The organism is Moorena sp. SIOASIH (genome assembly GCF_010671925.1).
In the GTDB taxonomy this organism is placed as follows: domain Bacteria; phylum Cyanobacteriota; class Cyanobacteriia; order Cyanobacteriales; family Coleofasciculaceae; genus Moorena.
In genome coordinates this window covers 62,555-85,105 of sequence record NZ_JAAHIH010000010.1, presented here as the reverse complement: position 1 = coordinate 85,105, position 22,551 = coordinate 62,555, and the positions used below count along the sequence as shown (strand labels likewise).

Below are 22,551 nucleotides of genomic sequence, written 5' to 3'. Positions count from 1 at the left end.
AGGAAGATACATCAGAAGGCAACCGTAACCAGCAAAAAATGAAAATTATTTGCTTTTACCTTTCACCTTTTCTATGGTTGCCAACCTGATGGTTCTTCTAACAGTGGATGCTTCTATTAGCCTCTCTGAGGGAGAGGTTTTTCTGGGATTGTTATCAGTGCTACTACTGATAGCCATCAATGCTTTTTTTGTCACGGCTGAGTTTTCCATGGTGGCCGTGCGGCGATCGCGGATTAGCCAATTAGTAGATGCGGGTGACGTACAAGCAAAGACCGTTCAGGCTTTGCAACAGAGTATCGACCGATTACTGTCCACAACTCAGTTAGGGATTACCCTCTCCAGCCTTGCTCTGGGATGGATTGGGGAGACTACCATGGCAACCTTGGTAGCAGCTGGGATAGCCAAGCTACCAATAACGCCAGATCTAAGTCCAGTTATTACCCATTCCCTAGCAATCCTGGTGGCATTTTTCCTGATTGCGTATCTACAAATTGTTTTGGGGGAACTTTGCCCCAAATCCCTGGCTTTACTTTACTCAGAACAACTAGCAAGGTTTCTGGGGCCACCCAGTCTGGTAATTGCCAGGTTTTTTAATCCTTTTATCCAGATTTTGAACCAATCTACCCGCTGGCTACTGAGGCTGGTGGGTGTTCAATATTCTGGTCAAGGTTGGTATAGCCGTGTAACACCGGAAGAGTTGCAGCTGATTATTACCACTGAACGGGAGTCTATCGGACTGGAAGCAGAAGAGAGAAAGCTACTGAAAAATGTCTTTGAGTTTGGGGAGGTAACAGCCGCAGAGGTAATGGTTCCCCGCACCAGTCTTGTGGCTATTTCCCATGGAGCAACCTTCGAGATTTTGTTAGAGGAAGTTGCTAAGACTAGTCACTCTCGCTATCCTGTGATTGGTGCATCCCTAGATGACATTCGTGGCATTATCGACTTCAAAAAATTGGCTAAACCTTTATCTAAAGGGAAGCATGGACTTCAGACATCGATTCAATCCTGGATTTGTCCAGCTAAGTTTGTCCCAGAAACTACCCCATTGAGTGAATTACTGCCGATGATGCAGCGATCGCATTTGGCAATGGTGATGGTGGTGGATGAGTTTGGAGGTACTGCTGGATTAGTTACCCTCAAGGATTTAATTGCTGAAATTATTGGTGATGGACCTGAATCTGACCTAACCGAGGAGTTGACTGTACAAATTCTGGACGAGTATACCTTCCTGGTGCAAGCTCAGATGAATATAGAAGAAGTCAACGAACTTTTGGATTTGAACCTACCTGTAATTGATGACTATCACACTTTGGGAGGTTTTTTGCTCGACAAGTTTCAGAAAATTCCTGTACCCGGTGAAACCTTAAACTATGACAATCTAGAATTGACTGTTGTGTCTGCTTCTGGACCGCGCCTAAACGAAATTCGGATACGCCGCCAGCAGCCACAAGGTAATAATTCAGTAGATGTTTCTGATTCTGAACAAATGCCGATAATTCCCAGCAAGGATGATGTTTCCTTTGACAATGGAGGGCTTTGATAGTTTTGATAAACTTTAGTTGATTAGTGCTGAATAAAACCAATACAAAAGAATGGCGCGAGGAGATCAAATTTACGTATTCCAAAAGTTTCTTAACCTTGAGGGGGTTTACCAACATCATGGTATCGACTGTGGAAACGGTAGTGTTATCCACTACCGCAAAAATACTGAAACAATTGAGCGTACTTCTATGGCTACCTTTGCTCTAGGTGAAACAAAAATTTATGTCAGGCAGTACTCAGTTTGTTTAATTCCAGATGTTGTGATTCGTCGAGCAGAAAGTCGATTAGGGGAAAGACAATATAATCTAATTTTTAATAACTGTGAACACTTTGCTAATTGGTGCAAGACTGGCAAAAGTGAGAGCCAGCAAGTCAAGGATTTTATTCCGGTAATTAGTAATATGAAAATCGAGGGTTTGTACGAAGCTATAAAACAAGCACTTCAGGGAGCAAAGCAAGACGATACAACTCAGTTACTTAATCAAGCATTAGCTGATCTCAGGGTGGTTTGGGATGAGATTCAACCTAAGTATAAACAGGAACTTAAAGAAATCAATGTCTGGCAGCAAGTGGCAATTCAAGCTCTTAAAAATAATAGAGAAGACTTAGCCCGTGCGGCTTTGATTCGGAAGCGGAACTATGAGAAAAGCGCGACGGAAAAGAAAGCTAAACTAGACCAGTTAGCGAAGATGACAGAAACCTTGATTCGTAACCGTGTGAACTGGCAACAAACCTAGTGGGTTAATCAAGTAATCAGAAAACGACTTTGAGCGGTCAGCTATCAGCAACCATAACTTATGGGGTCGGTTTAATTTTATTACCCCTACTCCCTAAAATCTAGGACGAGGTACTTTAACCAATTCAGAACTGCTATATATTCTTACTATAGTATAGTTGTAAAGATCCAAAAAACTGAATGGAACGTGGTTTACTATGGTTACCTCTGCTAGCAGCATTTTGCTGGCTGGCTTGGTCAGGTTGGAACGAATACCAAAAGATTGAAGCTTATCGCCGCTGGGCTGAACAGTTTGAACGGGCAAAGTATGATATCTATGCCGTGCTTGGTCAGAACGGCAGTGACCTGACTTGGGGTAAACCCACTAGAAAGGAACCAGTAAATCTAGAAACCTTTTCCCTCAAAGACGTTAAATCAATCAACTTGCTAGTTGATAATCAAGTGGTTGACTTAGAGCAACCACCGGATAAAGGTCGTGCGATCGCATTAGAATTTCAATTCCTCAAACCCATAGATCCAGTCAAAATTCCCTTTACAGAAATTCCGTTGGCAGTGGAGTGGGGAAAATATCTCCAGTCATTCACACTTAGTGCTGGGTGAAGGGAATAGGGAATAGGTAACTTTGGATCTCGACATTGGGTAGCACCCTCAGCCAATCATCCCAGGTTACCCTTACAGGTTAGACCTGGGGCTTCTCGTGAGTTAAGCTAAAAAACGCACCAATTGCTCTAACTTCAACCAAGGGTCACCGCTAGCCATAACATCCTTGGCCAGAGCAATCCCTGCTGTATGGTCTTCGAGTGGTATAACACCGGCGACTTGAAGGGCTAATGAGGCATTTAACGCCACCACATCCTGCTGGGCTGGTGTTCCTTTACCTTGCAAAACATTCCGTAAAATTGCCCCATTTTCCGCTACATCACCACCTCGGAGGGACTCAGTAGGGGCAGCAGTTAGACCCAGATGTTCCGGATTCAGACTCAAAAGTCGCACTTCACCCCCCGATAGCAGTGCCAAGTCAGTTTCATCTGCTAATCCCGCCTCATCTAATTTTTCCCTGCCATGGAGAACTATTGCGTTGGGAGTACCCATCAAACACAAGGATTGCGCTACAGTTTCTACAAAGTTGGGAGCATAAACACCGATTACCTGACCGGTGGGACGCAGGGGATTGACTAATGGTCCTAACAAGTTAAACACTGTCCGTACTTTTAGGGTTTGCCGTAATGGTGCCACTGCTTTCATAGCTGGATGCCAACCCCGAGCAAACAGAAAGGTTACCCCTACCTCATCCAGGGCTGCCTGAATCTTGTCCGGTGCTGCTGATAAATTTACTCCTAGGGCTTCGAGCACATCAGCGGAACCTACCTTACTAGAAGCAGAACGATTACCATGCTTAGCCACCAGCACTCCAGCTGCCGCCACTACAAAGGCTACTGCGGTAGAGATATTAAAGCTAGACGCGCCATCCCCACCGGTACCACAGGTATCAATAACCGGTTGGTTGTGTTCAATGGTTGTCTTCTGCAAAGACTGGGATTGTAGCACCTGAGCCATCCCTGCCAATTCGGTAGCCGATACCCCTTTAGCCTGGATAGCTGCCAAAAGCGCGCCAGATAACACGGTCGGAATTTCTTCATTCAACCATCCCTGCATCAGTTGTGATGCCTGGTCACTGGATAACGATTGCCCATCCAACAACTGTTGCAACAAACTGGGCCAGTTAGAAGAGGTTTTAACCATTATTTATAGAAGCAGAGTATTTTATCTAGAAATGCGATCGCATTAACTATTCAATCACTATTTCCGATCAATCTCCCACTAACAACGCTACAGCATAAGCGGCAATTCCCTCCTCACGTCCCACCGGACCGAGCTTTTCATTAGTGGTTGCCTTAATGCCAATTTGGTCAGGCTTCAGGTCTAGGACTACACTTAAGCGATCGCGCATCGTCTTAATATGAGGCTTAAGCTTAGGACGCTCCGCCACCACCACGGAATCAATATTGCCAATCCGCCAGCCATGGGATTGGATCAACTGATTTACCTGACTCAACAATACCAAGCTATCCGCACCCGCCCATTTTTCGTCAGTCGGGGGGAAATAATGACCAATATCGCCCAAACTCAAGGCTCCCAGCATGGCGTCCATGATGGCGTGAGTCAGGACATCGGCATCACTGTGACCGACTAATCCCAATTCATGAGGAATTTCCACACCTCCGATAATCAGACGGCGACCTTTGCCCAATTTATGGATATCGTAACCGTTGCCAATCCGAATAGTCATTTTTACTACTAAATCCCCCGTTAACAGAGCAAGCGATCGAATTTTACCTGCTATCTAAGGCTGCTGCCAAATTCTGTAAATTAGTGAGAATATACCTAGGTTTTTAGTCTGGTTTACCTATATCTTTTCGTCTTCTTAATATTAAGTTTTATTTCGAGATTGGAAATTTATGGAACCTACAGTGTATTTACGGATATCTAGAGAACAAATATCCCAAATATATTACGAGGTTCAACAATGAAAAAAATCGGTTCTAGTACTCTACTCATGTTCGCTACACTCTCGGGACTTCTGTTGTTTGCTCCCCCAGTGAAAGCGGATCAGATCAGATACTGTTACAGTGTCCCTCGTTACTACGTTGAGAAGGATGCAGCTAACCATCGTGAAGCTTACGATGATGGTTATCAGGAGGGGCGACGTGATGCCAGGAGGGGTATAGCTTATGAAGAGCGCACCGCAGGGGGCGAGTTTAGTCGTGGCTATCGTCATGGATATTACGGTCGCCGCTACAGAGGTCAGCGGCGTCAAGTTGCAGACCGCCGTAACTACTACAACACCAGGGAGTGTCGTACCTACAACTATGACGATAATGAGAATATGAAAGATGTTTTGGGCAGGATTTTGCACCAATTTGAAAGGGATCTGCGTTGGGATATGAACTGGAACAACAATCCTCAAAGGTACGAGGATGTAAACCGGGACAGAAACTTTCAAATATATGGATATCCAAGATAGTTGATGAAGCTTCCACCACCTGGTTATCACCGAGGTGGTGGTGTCTTATGCTAATCTAGGGCTAGCCGCAGCCCACAAATCACACAAGCAAACCCAGCTTCTAGGTGGTCGTCCAGAACTTTTGCTGGAACGACCCTCACCGTCATTTCTGCGAGTGAGTTTAAACACACCTCTAGCACCGATGTTGTAAGCGCCGTTTAAGTCGGCATTAAACCGCTTACCTGAAGGGAAGGTTGCCAAAGAGTATTTTTGAGAATTTCTCTTAACCGTACCAGAGCCATCAAAAGCAAGTTTAGAGGTATAAGACGCAACGACTTCTATCACTTTTCCACCCAATTCAGCCCATTTCATTTCTGTGAAGTCGCGGATTTTTGCCTTGAGCCATCCGTGGAATCTTTGTTTTAAATTAGACCGCTTTCGTCCACCAATGGGCTTCCACCCTTTAAGATTCTCGAATACAATGGCTTCCGAGTTAAACTTTTCAGCAATCTCAACAATCCGCTTGGAAACAATATGGCCAATTTGGTTATTGATTCTTTGGCATTTTTGATAAGTCAAAGAGCAAAAACCTTTATGTAGTTTTCCTCCTTTTCCCATCGTTTTCGATGCTCTTGCTGATACGGACTTTAGTCGTTTGTCCCTGCGGTCTATGTCTCTTCCAAGATGAATAAAATCACGTTCGCGTAGCGTCGGCTTTGCCGAATGGATTACAGTGCCACTATGGGTTACAACTGCTACGGTAGCGGTAGTATTAATCCCTAAATCTACCGCAGTTATGTTAGCCAATGGCTGGCGTTTTTCTGGTTTGCAAGTAAACGGAACAGACAGATGACAGTACCGTACGTTAAAAATCAACGAAGGGGACATCATCTTGTTTGTAGCTATCTTATGACGCTCTCTTAGACCAGTTATTTGAACTGTAGTCCAAACCCAATCTTTACCATTAAAAGCCTTGATTTCGATTTGGTCAAAACCATGTAGCTTGTAACATTGACCTTTGTACAAAGCTGGATAGCAGCCAGTATCAGCATTTAATCTTGGTGGCTTGCTATCTTTTCTTTTTCGACTACCAGACTGCCATTCACGGTATCGAGTCACATAACTACTAACCTGTCCAGCGGCAAATGCTATCGCAGCTCGACGGTAGTAACTAGGGAACTTGTAAAAAGCCTTGTTGAATTGTGGATATTTGATATTTGGACGCTTGGCTGTTTTATGCATCAACTTTTCGACAGCAGGAGTTAGCTGTACAGCAGTCAAGCCACCAAGCTCAGACCAATGAGTATAGATAATACCGACTAAGTACCTACAAGCCTGACGATAAACTTTAACCGTCTCCGAAAACAATATTTTTTGTCCGGGAGACGGATTAAGCTTCCATTTATCAGTCCTGATGACTTTGGTCGGCGTTTTCACTAGTCTATGATGCTATTGTTAGTTAATATTTTAACCTCTAAAAATGTAGACGACAATAGATTGATTGATGTTTTAGGTTTTTAGCTATTGTTGTTGGCGTGGACTAACCCCCACCTGGACGAGGTGGGGGAATGCGTCTCACGTCTTGTTCATTCAAGTATTTCCATAACCGAGTCACTATGGTGCTGCTACTACCTTTTGAAAGCTTTGCGGAGTTGGTAGTGGTACACAATTGGTGATTTTAGCTTCTGTTACCTTTACCAGACCTTAGCCAAACCACTATATCTTTACCACTACCGCTTAGTTTAATGGCCGCAAACGTTAATTATAGGGGTCACCCTCAGGCAAACAGAGGGAAATACGCTTCTGCTTGATGCGCTCTTCTTCGAGATAGAGGTCTTCAATTTCCTTAACAACTTCTTCGGAGATGTCGATGGCTTTGGCCATCTTACGGATGGTTGCCTTTTCCCCTTCCGCATATTCTGCATCCGAAGCAGCCGCCTTGATGGCAATGTAAATTATTGCTCTACGACCCTTGCTGGTGACTGGGGTACTGGTCACGACTTCCGAGATGTCTTGGTTGGCGGGATAGGTTTCTAGCTCCTTCAATAAGGATTCTGGTGCTCCAGCAGTTGCTCCCCGTCCAATCACCCACTTTCTCTCCGCTTCTGAGAGTTCTCCATCGCCATTTGCAGCAATAAGAAGGGACTTTAGCATGGTCTCGAGCTGTATAGAGTTGGATAGCTCTTCGACTTTAGCCATTTTATCAAGATCCCAGCCCCAAATTTCCTTCAAATACCACTTGGCTATGGTTGCCCGTATCGGATCCATATCTGTTGTAGCTGTTGTCATTTTCTTCTCCTGAATTTTCGTTTAAAGACTTAACAGATTCTAGATATCTAGAATCTGTCTTCACTTTATTTCTACCTACAGTTAGCGGGTAGAACAGTTGCTAAGTGTAGCAGACTTAGGACTTAGTAAGTTTAGGGGGTTTTACCCCCCCCTCCCCTCAAATCTGGGGGGTAATTCTCATAAATTCCCCCTAGTTTCTAGGATTTAGGGGGCAATGGTGAAGTCCTGAGAATTTAAGTAAATTGGGCTCAGGTTTTAAAATCTAATAAAAAAATTATTTTGTCAAGGATTAATTTATAAATATTTACAAACCTCTCATTTTTTTGCTATTTTTAGTTTAAACATTGTAGTCAATTATAGGACTTACGCAAATCCCGCAATTTAACGCTACCTGTAGGGTGGGCAAAACCTTGCCCACCCTACCCATGGAGTCTGTGCGTAAGTCCTGAATTATTTATATGCCAGGATAATTTTCGAGGGTATTGTGTGTTCGAGTTGGCGTACGGCAAGGGTTCCGGCGACAGAGCCAAAGCACAATTTAATTAGCATTTCATTAGCGATCGCCAACGGTCAAAAATATCAAACCCTAGAGCAGCCAAGTAATTTGAGGGATAGTAACAAGTTTTTACGATCAGCTTGACAAATTGCACCTAACCTGAAATTCTTTCCAAGAAATTGGATTGATATCGAAAGTCGGCGATATTACTCCATCTGATTGGAAATAGTCAACTCCCCAAAGATTAAAGCATTTACTAGCGGTATCAAGATATTTTTTGTTGATAAAAACACCTATTTTGTTAATTTTAATTACAGGATTGTAACTGCTTTTGTATAATTCTATATTGAATAATATTTATGTTTACAATATCTTGATTAGTGTTATAGATTACTATAAATATCATTCTTGAATTAATTGCGCTTTGAGTAATTTCAGTAAATTGCGATTGGCCGTAGGCCACGCTACGCGATCGCGAAAAACCGGCAATAACTACTTTTAGGCTGAATTCAATACACAACTGCGGCGAAGTCTACTCCTGAGACGTTTTCTCAGCAGAACGTGGTTTAAGCAGAAAGATTTCTATGCCATCAATGGGTTTCTCTTGGGCTTCAATCTGAAATTGCTCTTTAACAACAGACCGAAATAGCTTCGACGACTTGACGTAAACTAGCCATAAACGAGATTGGGTTGGGGGCAAACTGTTGACCCAACCTTCTATCGCTTCCTGATCGTTTTTTCTAACCGATCGCGGGAGTACATCCTTAATCTCAATAGTCGTAGAGCCATGATAGTAATGATTCAATGCCACAGGTATTCTCTGACCAATGGACCAAACAATCACATCACCCGGTTGTTCTTTGGTCGCAATGGTTTCCACTAAACCACGCCAATTTTCTCGATCCAGCACGGTATAGTAACGCTTTAGCCCACCACCAACAGCAATGGCATAGATCAGCGCTATCACCAACGCACCAATACGCCATCGACGCCAAATGCCAATCCCAGCGGCTGCTAAAAGAATAAATAGGTATGGGGCTGCTAACAGTAGGTAACGATTGACCCAAAGAGAGCGAGAGACTTGGGACACTGAAAAGAACAGAACTAAGGGTAAAAACGCCCAAGCTGCAATCCAACCCAGCTTAGCTGAGCGTGGTTTGTTGAATAGGACAACACCTAGCAAGCAGGTCAACATGACAGAGTAGGCATTGTAAAACCAGTAGATGGCATTGGAATTGGCTCGACCAAAGGGCCAAGCGGTAAGGCGACCTGGCTGCATGATCACATCAACTACACCAGGACTAGTGCGTCCACCGAGATCAGGAACTGATGTACCGGGTACTTTTACACCTCCCATAAATTTGGCGCTCTTAGTTACTAGGGGAAACACCCATGGCAACCATAAAATACCAATCAGTAACAGTCCTACCCCGAAACGGAACAAAACACGAGGTTGATTCCGATACTTCCAGCCAAACACAACTATGTCTGGGAGCAGCAGCGCTACGTTAAGGGGTGTGCTGATAATTGCCAAGAATCGCAGAGCAGCCCATCCCAATAGTAAGGGAGTAGTTGGACGTTCTAGGGCGTGGGTTAAGATCAGTGTGCCAGCAACACCAAAGAATGTACTCGGTGCGTACATCCGGACTTCTTGGGCATGATGGATAAACAGGGGTGAGAGGGCAACAATTAGGGCAGCAATTAAGCCAGTGGACTCCCCGATTAAGCGCCGACCAAGCTGATAGGTAACAAAAACAGTACCAATACTAAACACAACGCACAATCCCCGCAGCCAAGTATCACTACTGCTAACTATCATCCAGACTTGTAGGAGGATGTGATAGAGGGGGCGTGTATCACTAAAGACTCGCTCTAGGTGCTTGGCACGATTAATACTAATGAGTTCATCAACCCATAGGCTTTCTGTACCAAGTTGATAGACATACAATCCAGTGGCTAAAAGTAAGATTAAGGTAATGGGCATCCATGGTCGGAACCAATTTCCTCCCTCTAGGAGCGCTGCTGTTTTGTGGTTGTTGGCATTCATGCTCTCTAATAATCAAAGCCCTAGAGCTTAGACCGATGTTGATTTTTTTTTGATATCAGTAGGATTTGGGAAATCAGTAGAATTTGGAGAATTGGGTATAACCAAAAATAGATGCATTAAATCATTTTGTCTATAAAAGTTTTCGTTAGTAAATTCTTGGTGTGTTTCCAGCTGGAAATGTTCTTTGAAAACAGTGCGAAACTTTTGTTCGTCAAAACCTGTGCCGCAAACTAGCCAGAGCCGCGAGGGAATAGGTGGCAAGTTATTTAGTGCTTCCTCTACGACTGGCTTTTTGACTCGATCAGAAGGACAAAGTTTCCTGAGGGAATAGATCGGGGCATCTCCACTATAGTAATGACCCAACGCTGAGGTCATTTTTCGCGAACCTATGGATAACACGATGGTATCACCAGGTTTTTCACCAATGCTAATCGTTTGCGCTACATTTCGCCAATCTTGGCGATCCTGCACGGTGTAATAGCGTATTAGCCCACTGCTAACGGTAATGGTATAGATAATTGCTACTGCGATCGCTAAACTCCGTTTCCAACGCCACAATCCCATCAAGCCAGCGGTCAGAATAATCAAAATGTATGGGGATAAAAACAGTATGTAGCGGTCTATCCATAATCGTTTAGAAACTAAAAAAATCATGACTGACGGTATAAACGCCCAAGCAGCAATCCAACACAGGCGTGGTTTGTGGTTTTTGTGGATTATGGCAATACCGACCAAGCCAGCTAATAGTAGACTGTAGGATTGATAAAACAAGCTACTCAGCTTCGATGTGGAAGGAAACGGAAAGGCAGTAAAGTTCTTTAACTTACGTAAAACATCCACAAAACTGGGAAATGAGTGTCGAGTAGCCGATGGATCAATTTTGGCGATGAGATTAAGGGCATTGCTTAGGAAGGGAAGGGTTGCAGAAACTAGGGTGAACAAAGAGGGTAACCACAACAGGATCACTAGCAATAGCCATTTGCCGAAAGCTAATAATGTAGCGCGTTGCTTGCGAAACCGAAACCATACTAACCAGATGTCCGCGAAGAGCAGGGTGGCATTGAGTGGTGCAGTTAGGGTTACCAACAGTCTTAGGCTAGCCCACCAAGCCATTGAGGTGGTAGTAGGATTCTCAAGAGCATGCACTAGCGCTAGGGTACCACCTAGACCGAGACAAGTGCCTAGGGTGTACATACGAACCATTTGGGCAAAATTGATGAACAGGGGCGATAGAGCCAAGAGGAGGGCAGCAATCAATCCCGTTGCCTTTCCCGCTACACGACGACCAAGCTGGTAAGTTAGAAATACACTGCCCAATCCAAACAAGACAGACAACCCCCGCAACCAAGCATCGCTGCTGCCAAACTGCATCCACAGCCACAGCAGAATGTAATACAGTGGGCGCATTAGACTGAGACGGCCTGGTAAGCGTTTGGCATCATTAACACTGTAGAGTTCATCCACCCACAGGCTCTCTGTGCCGAGTTGATAGAGGTACAACCCAGCCGCCAATAGCAAAATTAAGGCGATGGGAATCCATTGCCAAAGCCAATCGGCTTGGATTGAGGTTTCTGCCGAATTAAGTTTTTCTGCTTTCATGCACCTGACCAACTTTATCTAGAATCAATATTAAGAACCACAGTGATCAGACCAGGGTTCATCATGGCTCAGGAAAGATAGTTGATCGCCATCAACATAGAACAATGAACCTTTTGCCAAAGTAAATTGGGACACACGTTCATATTAGTTATGGGTCTTGTTTTAGACATTTATGCAAAATATCTATAATTTTTTCCATCACCATTACACCATTACACCTGATCACTCCATCACCATTGGCCTCTATCTTGCCAATGGTTTTCTGCCGTCAGTTTTCCCAAACCCATACCATGCCAGTCCTACCAAGGGTGTAAGTACTACGATTTCCCAAAGTATTCCCAAGAAGTTAGGAATACTCAAGATGGTGCGTAGCATACCCAATTCTGGATTAAAATAATCAAATCGGGCAAAGATGGTAATAGGTGAAATAAAATACTCTAGGGAAAAAGGCCAGAGTGCCTGGACTCCGAAAGGTGCTGTTGGGTCAGCTACTAGCATATCCAACAGGATATGGCTGCCATAAACTAGAGCTGCCCAAATTCCCCACCGGAGCCGATTTAACCTCCAACGTCCCACTAGCCAAGCAACAAAGATGCCAATTACGGCGGCTACTATCAAGCTGTGGGTGGCCTGACGGTGAAAAGCTCCTGGATTTCCCAGCAGCAGCAATCCAGGCAGAATGTCTATGTCTGGCAAATTCGTGAGCAATACTGAACCATACAACAGCCGAGTTTGCTGATGCCAAGCTACATAAGGGCGTGCCAGAACAAATCCACAAATACCGGCAAATGTGTGTCCTACTGGTGATGGCATGTGATTAATTTATATTTGGTAATTGGTAATTTATATTTGGTAATTGGTAATTTATATTTGGTAATTGGTAATTGGTAATTGGTAATTGGTAATTTATATTTGGTAATTGGTAATTGGTAATTTATATTTGCTCTGACTATTGTTTATTGATCACCATTACACCTGATTACCTGATCATCCGATTACCTGATCAGCCGTACACCTGATCTGAGTTAATCACCTTTACTTGCGCAAAGCGTATACAATTCCCCCTAGCAGCCCCTGAATGATCACGATTCCGTAAGCCAGCCAAGCAAAGGCAATGGCTTCGGGTCTGCCAAGATTATAGTCGTAAGCCCCAAAAAAGAATACAAATGCATTCTCACGGAGACCAATGGCGTTGATCGATACAGGCAACACCATGATCAAGGAGACTAGGGGAATGATGACAAAGAAACTAAGAAGGGGAACCGGTAAATCCAGCGCCTTTGCAATTAGGTAATAATGACCGATGACACTGATTTGCACCATCAGTGACAACCCCATAGACATAGCCAAGGCATGTTTGCGGTTACCAAAGGCAAGGAAAGCTTTAATAATATTCAATACCTTGTTTTTTATGTGGTGCCAAAAGGGTAGTTTGATCTTGCTAATAACGCTTGAAATCTTCTGAGAGGGTATGAAAATCATCGAGACTACAAGCATAATTACTGCCGTACCTAGCATCACCCACAGGTGAAGTAATGGTAACTGGGCGATCAATTTCTGAGAAAAAAACAGCGCCCCGAGGCCAAACAGCATCAAACCTAGTAAACCGAGGAAACGATCCAAAAACACAGTGGCCAGTGCGACTGACTTGCTCGTTCCCAACCGCCAGGCATCATAAGCCCTAACAGCATCCCCACCAATGGTGGAGGGCAAAAAATTACTGAAGAAAATGCTGACCATGTAGGACTTATACAAGTAAGGGATGGTAGCTTTCACATTCTGAGCCAAAAGCAGTACCCGCCACCGATGAGCTCTGATGTAGTAACTGGCTAAGTAGACCACAAACGCTGCCATTAACAGAGGAATGTTGGCAGAACTCACAGCTTCGAAAATGTCGGGCAGATTTGTCTTGCGCAATGCCCAAGATAGTAGCGCTATGGAAACGCCGCATTTAATTATCGTAAGAATCAATTTTTTCTTAGCAGCTAACCTTTTTTCCATGGTTTTTCACTTTATGGACTGTAGTAATTCCAAGTCATCTTACTGCGGCGGTAGTGGTTTTGAGTCCATAGCCGTGGCAGATCAAGATTGGGATTTGGTTCGGGGTTGCTGTAAATATGCAGCTGATTCCCATTGAGAACCATCACCTCTTCCCGCCAATCCCCAGACACATCAGCAACGTAAAGTCGATCTGCCTGTTCTTTGAACCGATGGAGAAATTCCCCACTCAGGGCATCAAAAATCCCGACGTCTCCTGATTTATGGCGCTCTTTGACAGCCACTAATTGCCTCAACTCTCCTGTCCAATCAATCGAGAAGATCACCTCTACACCTTTGTCTGTCCATCCCTTGGGAGCAACATCATCCATTTGATAGTCAGCAATCAGTTGACCTTGGGCATCAAAGACAAAGGGTTTCTGGTGTTTCGGGTAACGGCTGCGGCACCAGACTTCTAATCCTGGTCGTTGGGGGTCAAAATCACCAATGGCAGCATTTTGTGGTTCTTGATGCTTGTAGTGGGTTTTCCAAATTACGCGATCGCGGTTATAAAGGAAAACCCGATTGCCACCGTTCTCTTCCAGAGCTACTACCTCTAATCCTGGGATGTCTGGACGCACATCAGCCACAAACAGGGAGTCAATATGACCTTTTACTGGAATTCGCACCAGTAGCTCTCCTAATGGTGATATTATTGTCCCACCCAAAACCTCATCTTTGCCATCTCCGTCGAGATCTGCCACCCGTGCCCCATTGTGAGCATTGGCAAGGAAATCATCTCGGGTCCACAAAGGTTCAAGGTTTTCACCTTTGAGTAGGTTGTCTAGGGGATAGGCTGCTAGATAACGACCCCTACGGTATCCTTCAGCATTAGTGGCCTGAAGTAGTAAATCGCGATCGCCTTTGCCCCGGAAATTGGCTACTACTAAGTGCTCCCAACGTTCTGTACCTGGTGGAGATTCTATTTTTATACTTCCCTTGCTCTGTCCGTTGTCACCTTGGACAATATGAAGAGTATTGTCTTTGGTTAAAAACAAGACCTCCGTCTTCTGATCCCCATCCACGTCAGCTGCTTGGACACCCGAGCCATGCAATCCAGGTAGTCCCTGGTACTCAGATTTTCCAGTTACCTGGAGGTTGATCTCCCTACCCCAGAGCTTTTGCCCAGAATAAGTGTAAACTGCGATCTGACCGGGCTTGGTAATAATAAAGTCTTTCTTGCCATCATCATCGACATCCGCCGTAATCAAACCACCTGCTCTATCGTCTTCAGCAGGTAAATCTAATTGGATAGTCTGAGGATTGATGGTGGAATAGGGTAAATCAACGCCCTTGCTATTCCATTTTGCTGCACATCCCCAGTTGAATGCACTGCAAACGATCAAAAACAAGGCTATTTTATAGGTAACATCCTGGATATAAAGTTTGGGCGATTGCTTTGACATTTCCCTATTTTCTCAAACTATTCTCAAAGTAGCAATCAAACAAAGATAAGCGGGTTTGTATTTGAGATGTAAGCCTAGGAGGGATTTTTTTATTGTCAAATAAAAATCCGGAGCTTTTTCCACTCCTGGGAGGGGTTAGGAGTGGGTTACTCTTGCATGGATGCCAATTCCTGCAATAAGTGTGTTTACCACCCAGATAAAAACGCGCTAATCACTAATCTTTATACTGTTTATTGTAACTCTTCTCAATCTCCTTAGATAATTCTCTTGCTGTTGAATTTTCGCCCTTTACTAAGGGATAAAGCAAACCACCAATACCAGCATCAATAAATGTCTTTAATCGCATCAGCAAGGTAGTCGAAATCGCTACAGCAGGATTAACCCCAAAAATACCGAGAGTAAAAGTATAGGCAAATTCCGTTAAGCCAATACCACCAATAGAAAATGGTAGATTCATGATGAACATGATCACAGGAACCGCCACTAGGGTGCTTATAAAGTTAATGTCAGCATTAAATGTCAAGGCGCTAACCCAGACATTGATTACAGACAAAAAATAAAAAATTAAGGAGTTTACTAACGCCCAAACAAGGGCTCCTGAATCATCCTTGTAAAGCAGTACAGCATTGCGAAATTTTTCAATCTTACTAAATATTTTTTTTAAAATAGGCAGTCGTTCACCAAAAAGTTTTTGGGAGAGATTGAAGGGACGATCATCAACAATTAACCAGCATATAAAGCCTAATCCAAGGATACCAATACTAAGGGAAATGGTGAGCCAAGGGATATTAAAGACCTGCAAGTTAACGATTACTGCAATTAGTGCCAGCATCACTAGGGTCGCTAAACCGCTGAAACGTTCTACAAATACCACAGCTGCAGCATCAGCATAACGTCCTGTGTAACGCCCTAGCTCATGTATTCTAATCACATCTCCGCCGATACTGCTGGGCAAGATTAGACTAAAGAACTTACCAATTACGTAGTAAGCATAGAGCCGCCATAGACCGACTGAAAGTCCACAAGAGCGACAGAGAAAGTACCACTTGACTGAGCTGGCAAAATCAAGTATTGGTAAGATCAAAATTGATGCCAACAGAAAAATCAGTTTGGTATGGGCAAAGGTATCAAATAAGTTCCGCCATCCTTGAAGCGTTAACAATCCTGCTTTGTGAAAAACATAAACTAGCAGAGCGGTTGTTACCGCAATTCTCAAGAAGCGAAGTATCGAGCTTTTTCCCATTTAACCCTCATCTGTTCTATCAATCCTTCTGCCCTGTAACCAGCATCTTGTTAAGAGTATAGTTACGGTTGGCATACCACTTCTGTCCTGGGACGGATAATGTAGGAATCTACCACGTTGCGCAGCTCAGCTTCTGTGTAGGCTTCATTCCAGCCAAGTTCACCAGCCATCAGTTGAGCACATACGCGAAGGGGCTCGTCACCTGGATAGCCTGCAGAGCCGAGATCAGTGCGCCGAAAAACAACATCGACCAATTTCTCAGCCATCTCTTCACGAACCCCGTGTATAACTTCCGCTTGGATGACATCGCTGTTTGGTAGTACTTGTGCCCATGCCGGATTTTCGTCTAAGTAACGTAATATCTCCTGATAAGCTGAACCGTACTTTCGCACAAGATTGCGCACTACCTCAGGACTCAACTGATCTGACTCTTGCTCAATGGCCTGATTCATGAACAAATCAAGATATTCAATATCTCCACCCCACAAAGGAGTATTCTTTGTACTTGGTAATGGTGATACTTGTCCGAGCTTGCGAAAGACCAGATCTATTGTTTTTTGAGCCACATCACGGGAGGTTGTGTATTTGACACCAACCACACTAACAAGACCTTCAAGACCATCTTCCTTGGCATGATCCAAAATGCGGTAATGCTTCAGAGGTGCCGCTGAACCTTCTCGATCCGCTGGTATGATACCCCACAACACATGATGTACATCTTCACGGCGCAGCTTTCCTTCGGGATAACCCTCGTTAATCAGGTCAATATAGGTTTGAATTTCCTCCTCAGAGATTGAAACACGTTCGGGATCATCTTCGCAGGGCAAGTGCAAAGACCCCACCAATGAATAACCGCGCCATGGAATTGCAAAGGCAAGACTTGACTTTTTATTCACTATAGCCTGGGGATCGCGGTACATCGGTTTGATGGGGAATACTACCGCATGATCTTTAGTAAGCGGACGTGTAATGAAACTAAAGGCTTTGGAAGCATGAAGATCGTAGTCCTTGAATTGTTCTCTAGAAAGATTCAAGGTTTTTACAATCCATGGACCGCAAGCGTTTAATACTGTTTTTGCACGAACTTTAATTGTTTCTCCACTAATTAAATCTTTAGCTTCGACACCGACAACAACATTGTCAGATTCAATACATTCCACAACTTCGACATAATTAGCTATTTCTGCACCCCGCTCAGAGGCAGATAAAAGATATGACAGCAATAATCGCTCAGTATTGTGGATTTGTCCTTCATACCAAATTGCACCACCGGTAAGCTTATCGGGATCTAAGCTGGACCACATCTTCAAGACTTCTTGCTTGGAAAGAATTTGGCAGTTGGGTATGCATCGAGCTGAATCCTTAACCCGCCTTTGATCCCTACTCAATAGATCATAGATGGCAAAATACAGGGTCATGGTTTCTAATCCTTTGATGCCGTGCCCGTAAATTGGCAACAGGTAAGGCTGCACATCTATCAAGTGGGGGGCGATCTGCATGAGTGTAGCACGTTCGCTAATGGATTCTCGCATCCGCTTAAAGTCAGCGTGCTGTAGATATCTAACCCCACTGTGAGCAATTTTGGCACTATTAGAAGAAGTAGCTCCTCCAAAATCCGCCCGTTCCAGGAGGGCAACTTTAAGACCACGAAGCGTAGCGTCCCAGGCACATGCAGCGCCGTTGATACCACCACCAACAATCAGGAGATCGTATTCTTGTTGTGCTAATTTTTGAATGTTTCGCTTCATGTTAAACCGTAAAATATAGTTATTTTAAGAAAATATAGTGACTTCTAGTTCTGTTGGTTAATGGGTCAGGTCTGAAGCTATCTAAAAGACAACAAACTTTTATGAGCTGTTATGAGCAAACTTGTTCTCTTACTTTGGCAGGAACACCCATGGCCACTACACCAGCGGGAAGATCCTTAGTCACTACTGCTCCCGCCCCTACTACAGTGCGATCGCCAATGGATAAACCATCCAAAACAACGGCTTTAGTACCCAACCAACAGCCCTCCCCAATTAAGGTTGGTCCGTTGGTATAGCTACTTTGCTCTGCTAAGGGGACTTCGGAGTTGTAATCATATCTACCGCCGCTCAAGATACAGTTGTATGCTGCTATCATTGTCCCTTTGCCAATTTTCACGAGACATTTGGAGTAGATTTGGCAATTGGCTCCAATATTGACCTGAGGTTGGATTTCAATATCCCCATCTTTGCAATAGATAATGGAATTGCGACCAACAAACACCCCATCCCCAAGGGAAATGCCTGAATTCGACTGCCCTTTGGCATCCAATACGCAGTTGTCGTCAATAATCACATTCTCACCAATCCGAATTTTGTGGGGATGGCGGAGGGTTACCCCCCGTCCAAAGACGACCTTTGACCCCACCTCTCCCAAAATCAGGGGATAAAACTTGCTCCGTAGATATAGCCCTAATGCTCCAGGCAAGTTCATCAAAAAGAAGGTAATTATTTCATACTTTAGGAAGCTCAGCAGTTCGGTCTTCCCCACGACCAATGCTGCATACTGTTGCCAGCGGGTAATTTTACCCTTACTGACTTCCTTAACCTTGAAATTACCCTGTTCCATCTGAATGAACTCCTGATTTTTAGCAACAACTGATTGCAAGAAGTGATTGCGGCAACTAATTACGGCAACTGATTACAGCAAAATACTCTTCATTTCCTACATTCAAGTAACATCAAACCAGTAAACACTTTGTTATGATCCATAAATTTATTAACGGTCGTGATTTCACCAACAAGTTGTAATTCAGCTTCTGCTACCAGAGCCTTCATTTCTTTAGTGGTATAGTATTTAACGTGGCTTTTTTCAAAGTATCGCCGCCCCCGGTCTTGCAGCCAGATGGGAAAGGAGACATCTCTGGCTGAATCTAAAATTACAATCGAGCCATCGTCTTTCAGAACTCGCTTCATCTCTGACAAAGCACGGACGGGGTTTTGATAATGATGAATAGAAAAGGTACAGATAATCGAGCTAAAGGATTGGTCTTTATAGGGTATCTCCTCAGAATTAGCAACCTGAAACTCTATAGTTTGATTTAGTCCATTCCGAGTTTGAGCTAGGGCATTCTCGATCATCTTTGGAGAGATGTCGATGCCACAGGCTTTACCTGATTTGAGCTGTTTGGCAGCTTCTCTAACAGCCCAACCAGTACCGCAACCTACGTCCAAAAAGCTATCTCTTTCTGGAAGTTTTAGCTTGGACATGGCCATTGATTGGTAGTATGTGAACCAAGAGGAAATCCGGTCTTCACTGTATGAATTCGCCCACTCATCAAAACGGGCTGCTGCCTGTTCGCTGTGACTGTTCATGTTTAATCTCTCTTTAATTTTTCCAAATTTGGTAAGTTACCCACACTGAAAGGTTTGTGCTACTTTCAGATGATGCCCTTTTCCCGATACCACTCAGCTGTTCGTACTAATCCGGTTGGAAGATCTACTTTAGGTTGGTAACCGAGATCCTGCTTAGCCTTTTCAATACTGAAGGCACGATTCTGCCGGAACCAATCGACCCGTCGCCGAAACAGAGGGGGATCGACTCCTGGGAAAGGCTTGTACACCATCTCGGTGGCAAAGGCAACTGTCCAAAGGGGCCAGAACGGGAGATGGATCAGGTTTAGTTTAATGTCAAGGGCTTTTGCGATCGCATTAACCAAGTCATTGAGACTATGGTAGTTTTCATCAGCGATCAGGTATACCTCCCCGTTGCCTTTATCTGAATCCGCAGCCAGTTCAAAAGCATCGACTAGATTATCGATATACAAGGGGTGGTAATGAGACAGGCCATCGCCAAACATTAAAAAGCGTCCCTTATTCACCCGCTTGAACAGGATTGAAAACCGTTCTGGATCCCCGGGTCCGTAGATAGCCGCAGGTCTCAGACTTACCACCTTTAACCCCTTCTCTACGAATTCAGGAATGATTTTTTCCCCTTCATATTTGGTGTATTGATAGTAATCCGCAGGGGCAATGGGCGCATCTTCACCAGCCGGTGTTTGCTTCACATCTCCGTGAACCCCACAGGTGCTACAGTATACAAACTTCTGCACCCCATACTTGAGAGCAGCCTCCAATAGGTAGCGTGTTCCCTCCACATTCACGTTCCAGTACACTGATTGGGGAAGGTTTACCTGGCGAAATGCTGCTGCTAAGTGGTGAACCACATCACAGCCTTGGGTCACCTTGTCTACAATATCTCGGTCAGCAACGCTACCCAGGTGAATTTCTGCTCCTAGTTCCTTGAGTTCATCAAAAAACAGACCTGGTTTATTGTCAAGGACAACAAGATCATGACCTTTTTGTATTAGGCGGCGTGTCAGATGGCTACCTGTAAAACCTGTGCCCCCTGTTACTAATATTCTCACGGTGTTCCTCCAATCAATCTACTTTAAGATCGTCAATTTTTAGTTTGGTGTGGGTATTTCCTTTTTATCGAATGCTCATTTTGCGAATGCTCATCAGGTTTTAGTGAGCTTCAAAATCACGGGTGATCCAAATACATAGGTTAGTGCTGATAATTTAAATAATTGTTCCATAACTGATGACAGTAATGGAGATTTTAAAGCGCGATGCAGTACCATAGGCACAAAGAATTGAGGATAGCGCTCAGCTTTGCTCAGACCAAGAGATTTTAAAAATTCTAGAAGCTCATGTTCTTTATAACAGACAAACTCTCGTGTATTTCCTTCCAACCCTTTCTTGAACTTAAATAGATAGGGGGCAATAGCATTTACGCTCCTCACTGTAGGATAGTCTAGGATTACTGCTTGCTTTGCTACTCGATTTAGTTCAGTTAAAAAAGACTGCCATTGAGTCACATGAGCCAGGAATCGATAGCTGATCACAACATCAAAAGCTCCATCTGGGTAAGGTAGATCCAAAACATTGCCCACCTTGAAGGAACAAAGATTAGCATCAATAAAATTCTGAATCCTCCCCTTACAGACATCCGCACTACCAAGCACAGTGAGTTGATAACCATTTTGAATCAGAGCCCCTGTGAGTTGACCATGTCCTCCTCCCACATCAAGGATAGTGGCTTTAGGATAAGGAGTCAGCATTTTCAAGGTTGCGTCTTCCTGGACTTTCAGTAGCCAAGCCCCAATTTCCCCGGCAAAACGGGAGGCATAATCATCAGAAGATGTTTCGATATCGGCTGTTTCGGGAAAATCACCTGTAGAAACCACTGTTAAATTCCTTTAGTCATTTGTTTATTTTTAATTGCTATTTTTTCTAGACCGAATTGCTAATTGGTTACGAATAAATCGCCAGGGGTTTTCTAGAGAACCATACCCCTGAATAGGTGTCAGGGGATTGAGTAGCATTTCCTTGATATCTTTTCCTGGTTCTTCATTACTCAAGGAACCCTGGATAGTAAATCCAAAACTTCCAGGACGACAAGATTCAGAAGCCAAAGGAAGTGGATCGCTTCCTGGTAATATCCGCCATCCTTTTTTCTCTGCTTGTTTGAACAAAACTGGTCGTGACCAGAATACAGGACGTCCACCATTGTCTCCTAGAAAAAGCTTGGGAAAATTCCTGTCTTCCAAGAGCTTATGTAATAGTTTTCCCCGATGTCCGATCCATTTACCAACTCCCCAGGGGAGTATAGGGATTCCCTCGGCAGACAGAATTGCTTTAATGGTTACGTCTAAGGGTAAACCATCTTCAAGGTTTTGGTCAGTGATCAAGGCTAATACTTCCAGGTTTTCCGCTGTCACAATTTGGCGACCAGCAATTAAGAACATTCCTTGCCCTAAGGAGTTACAGGTATATAAGGATAAATCTTCCTGGGTACGGTGGAACATCCAAGTTTTTCCCTGGCTTACCCTATACTGATTATTGTTTTGAGCTAAATCAGCTAACTTGTTATACCATTTTTGATGCTCTATTTCTGTCAACAATAATACAGCCTTAAAATTTTCTTGATCACCTGCTTGACCAGAAAATCGCTGGAAATTTTCCCAAGCTGAGGTCAGCAGTTGATCGATATCAAAACAGTCATGAAGGTGAACGTGACCATCAATCAGGATTAATTGATGCTTTTGAGCGGTAGCTACCATGGATTTCTGTTAGAACTTCCCTGATTTCCATAAACTGCTGCTGTTTCAAGCGGATTCAGCT

The 22,551-nt window shown here is 43.9% G+C and carries 20 protein-coding genes; 4 read left to right on the top strand and 16 right to left on the bottom strand.

Features of this window, described 5'->3' with window-relative positions; translation table 11 throughout:
* The first annotated feature begins 88 nt into the window (after positions 1–88).
* The 3 genes from F6J90_RS41120 to F6J90_RS41110 all read left to right on the top strand — a co-directional run bounded on the left by F6J90_RS41120 (position 89) and on the right by F6J90_RS41110 (position 2,878).
* Complete coding sequence (locus F6J90_RS41120; RefSeq protein ID WP_293108027.1) at positions 89–1,540, top strand: hemolysin family protein; 1,452 nt, start codon at positions 89–91, stop codon at positions 1,538–1,540.
* A gap of 52 nt (positions 1,541–1,592) precedes the next feature.
* Complete coding sequence (locus tag F6J90_RS41115) at positions 1,593–2,279, top strand: lecithin retinol acyltransferase family protein (protein WP_293108024.1); 687 nt, start codon at positions 1,593–1,595, stop codon at positions 2,277–2,279.
* Positions 2,280–2,458: 179 nt separating this feature from the next.
* Entirely contained in the window at positions 2,459–2,878 is a 420-nt protein-coding gene (locus tag F6J90_RS41110; RefSeq protein WP_293108021.1) for a hypothetical protein, read from the top strand.
* A 102-nt stretch (positions 2,879–2,980) separates the two neighbouring features.
* Here F6J90_RS41110 and trpD read toward each other — a convergent pair whose 3' ends face one another.
* Positions 2,981–4,021 (bottom strand): anthranilate phosphoribosyltransferase, encoded by a 1,041-nt coding sequence (trpD, locus tag F6J90_RS41105; RefSeq protein WP_293108018.1) that lies wholly within the window; start codon positions 4,019–4,021, stop codon positions 2,981–2,983.
* A 67-nt stretch (positions 4,022–4,088) separates the two neighbouring features.
* Positions 4,089–4,568, bottom strand: a complete 480-nt coding sequence (ispF, locus tag F6J90_RS41100) for a 2-C-methyl-D-erythritol 2,4-cyclodiphosphate synthase (protein ID WP_293108015.1) — start codon at positions 4,566–4,568, stop codon at positions 4,089–4,091.
* 237 nt (positions 4,569–4,805) lie between these two features.
* Between ispF and F6J90_RS41095 the strand changes: the two genes are divergently transcribed.
* Complete coding sequence (locus F6J90_RS41095) at positions 4,806–5,303, top strand: hypothetical protein (RefSeq protein ID WP_293108012.1); 498 nt, start codon at positions 4,806–4,808, stop codon at positions 5,301–5,303.
* A 45-nt stretch (positions 5,304–5,348) separates the two neighbouring features.
* Here F6J90_RS41095 and F6J90_RS41090 read toward each other — a convergent pair whose 3' ends face one another.
* The 14 genes from F6J90_RS41090 to F6J90_RS41025 all read right to left on the bottom strand — a co-directional run bounded on the left by F6J90_RS41090 (position 5,349) and on the right by F6J90_RS41025 (position 22,490).
* On the bottom strand, positions 5,349–6,719 hold the full coding sequence (locus F6J90_RS41090) for an IS200/IS605 family accessory protein TnpB-related protein (protein ID WP_075897231.1): 1,371 nt from the start codon (positions 6,717–6,719) through the stop codon (positions 5,349–5,351).
* A gap of 321 nt (positions 6,720–7,040) precedes the next feature.
* Positions 7,041–7,571: a DUF533 domain-containing protein gene (locus F6J90_RS41085; RefSeq protein ID WP_293108009.1), complete on the bottom strand. Its 531-nt coding sequence runs from the start codon at positions 7,569–7,571 to the stop codon at positions 7,041–7,043.
* A gap of 1,028 nt (positions 7,572–8,599) precedes the next feature.
* Positions 8,600–10,114 (bottom strand): glycosyltransferase family 39 protein, encoded by a 1,515-nt coding sequence (locus F6J90_RS41080; RefSeq protein WP_293108006.1) that lies wholly within the window; start codon positions 10,112–10,114, stop codon positions 8,600–8,602.
* 27 nt (positions 10,115–10,141) lie between these two features.
* Complete coding sequence (locus F6J90_RS41075) at positions 10,142–11,713, bottom strand: glycosyltransferase family 39 protein (protein WP_293108004.1); 1,572 nt, start codon at positions 11,711–11,713, stop codon at positions 10,142–10,144.
* A 243-nt stretch (positions 11,714–11,956) separates the two neighbouring features.
* A complete protein-coding gene (locus tag F6J90_RS41070; RefSeq protein ID WP_293108001.1) occupies positions 11,957–12,526 on the bottom strand; it encodes a metal-dependent hydrolase in 570 nt (189 codons plus the stop codon).
* Positions 12,527–12,748: 222 nt separating this feature from the next.
* Positions 12,749–13,714 (bottom strand): lysylphosphatidylglycerol synthase transmembrane domain-containing protein, encoded by a 966-nt coding sequence (locus F6J90_RS41065; RefSeq protein WP_293107998.1) that lies wholly within the window; start codon positions 13,712–13,714, stop codon positions 12,749–12,751.
* 11 nt (positions 13,715–13,725) lie between these two features.
* Positions 13,726–15,156, bottom strand: a complete 1,431-nt coding sequence (locus F6J90_RS41060) for an FG-GAP-like repeat-containing protein (RefSeq protein ID WP_293107995.1) — start codon at positions 15,154–15,156, stop codon at positions 13,726–13,728.
* Positions 15,157–15,370: 214 nt separating this feature from the next.
* On the bottom strand, positions 15,371–16,399 hold the full coding sequence (locus tag F6J90_RS41055) for a lysylphosphatidylglycerol synthase transmembrane domain-containing protein (RefSeq protein WP_293107992.1): 1,029 nt from the start codon (positions 16,397–16,399) through the stop codon (positions 15,371–15,373).
* A gap of 62 nt (positions 16,400–16,461) precedes the next feature.
* Positions 16,462–18,147: a glycerol-3-phosphate dehydrogenase/oxidase gene (locus tag F6J90_RS41050; protein WP_293107989.1), complete on the bottom strand. Its 1,686-nt coding sequence runs from the start codon at positions 18,145–18,147 to the stop codon at positions 16,462–16,464.
* A gap of 109 nt (positions 18,148–18,256) precedes the next feature.
* Positions 18,257–18,994, bottom strand: a complete 738-nt coding sequence (locus F6J90_RS41045; RefSeq protein ID WP_293107986.1) for an acyltransferase — start codon at positions 18,992–18,994, stop codon at positions 18,257–18,259.
* Positions 18,995–19,083: 89 nt separating this feature from the next.
* Positions 19,084–19,740: a class I SAM-dependent methyltransferase gene (locus tag F6J90_RS41040; protein WP_293107983.1), complete on the bottom strand. Its 657-nt coding sequence runs from the start codon at positions 19,738–19,740 to the stop codon at positions 19,084–19,086.
* 65 nt (positions 19,741–19,805) lie between these two features.
* Positions 19,806–20,792, bottom strand: coding sequence for an NAD(P)-dependent oxidoreductase (locus tag F6J90_RS41035; protein WP_293107980.1), 987 nt, complete (start codon positions 20,790–20,792; stop codon positions 19,806–19,808).
* A gap of 93 nt (positions 20,793–20,885) precedes the next feature.
* On the bottom strand, positions 20,886–21,614 hold the full coding sequence (locus tag F6J90_RS41030; protein WP_293107977.1) for a class I SAM-dependent methyltransferase: 729 nt from the start codon (positions 21,612–21,614) through the stop codon (positions 20,886–20,888).
* 30 nt (positions 21,615–21,644) lie between these two features.
* A complete protein-coding gene (locus F6J90_RS41025) occupies positions 21,645–22,490 on the bottom strand; it encodes a hypothetical protein (protein ID WP_293107975.1) in 846 nt (281 codons plus the stop codon).
* Positions 22,491–22,551 lie beyond the last annotated feature (61 nt).

What these genes read in the sequence shown, in the direction of transcription:
- F6J90_RS41120 (WP_293108027.1), top strand. Translation starts at nt 89, where the DNA reads ATGGTTCTTCTAACAGTGGATGCTTCTATTAGCCTCTCTGAGGGAGAG.
- F6J90_RS41115 (WP_293108024.1), top strand. Translation starts at nt 1,593, where the DNA reads ATGGCGCGAGGAGATCAAATTTACGTATTCCAAAAGTTTCTTAACCTT.
- F6J90_RS41110 (WP_293108021.1), top strand. Translation starts at nt 2,459, where the DNA reads ATGGAACGTGGTTTACTATGGTTACCTCTGCTAGCAGCATTTTGCTGG.
- trpD (WP_293108018.1), bottom strand. Translation starts at nt 4,021, where the DNA reads ATGGTTAAAACCTCTTCTAACTGGCCCAGTTTGTTGCAACAGTTGTTG.
- ispF (WP_293108015.1), bottom strand. Translation starts at nt 4,568, where the DNA reads ATGACTATTCGGATTGGCAACGGTTACGATATCCATAAATTGGGCAAA.
- F6J90_RS41095 (WP_293108012.1), top strand. Translation starts at nt 4,806, where the DNA reads ATGAAAAAAATCGGTTCTAGTACTCTACTCATGTTCGCTACACTCTCG.
- F6J90_RS41085 (WP_293108009.1), bottom strand. Translation starts at nt 7,571, where the DNA reads ATGACAACAGCTACAACAGATATGGATCCGATACGGGCAACCATAGCC.
- F6J90_RS41080 (WP_293108006.1), bottom strand. Translation starts at nt 10,114, where the DNA reads ATGAATGCCAACAACCACAAAACAGCAGCGCTCCTAGAGGGAGGAAAT.
- F6J90_RS41075 (WP_293108004.1), bottom strand. Translation starts at nt 11,713, where the DNA reads ATGAAAGCAGAAAAACTTAATTCGGCAGAAACCTCAATCCAAGCCGAT.
- F6J90_RS41070 (WP_293108001.1), bottom strand. Translation starts at nt 12,526, where the DNA reads ATGCCATCACCAGTAGGACACACATTTGCCGGTATTTGTGGATTTGTT.
- F6J90_RS41065 (WP_293107998.1), bottom strand. Translation starts at nt 13,714, where the DNA reads ATGGAAAAAAGGTTAGCTGCTAAGAAAAAATTGATTCTTACGATAATT.
- F6J90_RS41060 (WP_293107995.1), bottom strand. Translation starts at nt 15,156, where the DNA reads ATGTCAAAGCAATCGCCCAAACTTTATATCCAGGATGTTACCTATAAA.
- F6J90_RS41055 (WP_293107992.1), bottom strand. Translation starts at nt 16,399, where the DNA reads ATGGGAAAAAGCTCGATACTTCGCTTCTTGAGAATTGCGGTAACAACC.
- F6J90_RS41050 (WP_293107989.1), bottom strand. Translation starts at nt 18,147, where the DNA reads ATGAAGCGAAACATTCAAAAATTAGCACAACAAGAATACGATCTCCTG.
- F6J90_RS41045 (WP_293107986.1), bottom strand. Translation starts at nt 18,994, where the DNA reads ATGGAACAGGGTAATTTCAAGGTTAAGGAAGTCAGTAAGGGTAAAATT.
- F6J90_RS41040 (WP_293107983.1), bottom strand. Translation starts at nt 19,740, where the DNA reads ATGAACAGTCACAGCGAACAGGCAGCAGCCCGTTTTGATGAGTGGGCG.
- F6J90_RS41025 (WP_293107975.1), bottom strand. Translation starts at nt 22,490, where the DNA reads ATGGTAGCTACCGCTCAAAAGCATCAATTAATCCTGATTGATGGTCAC.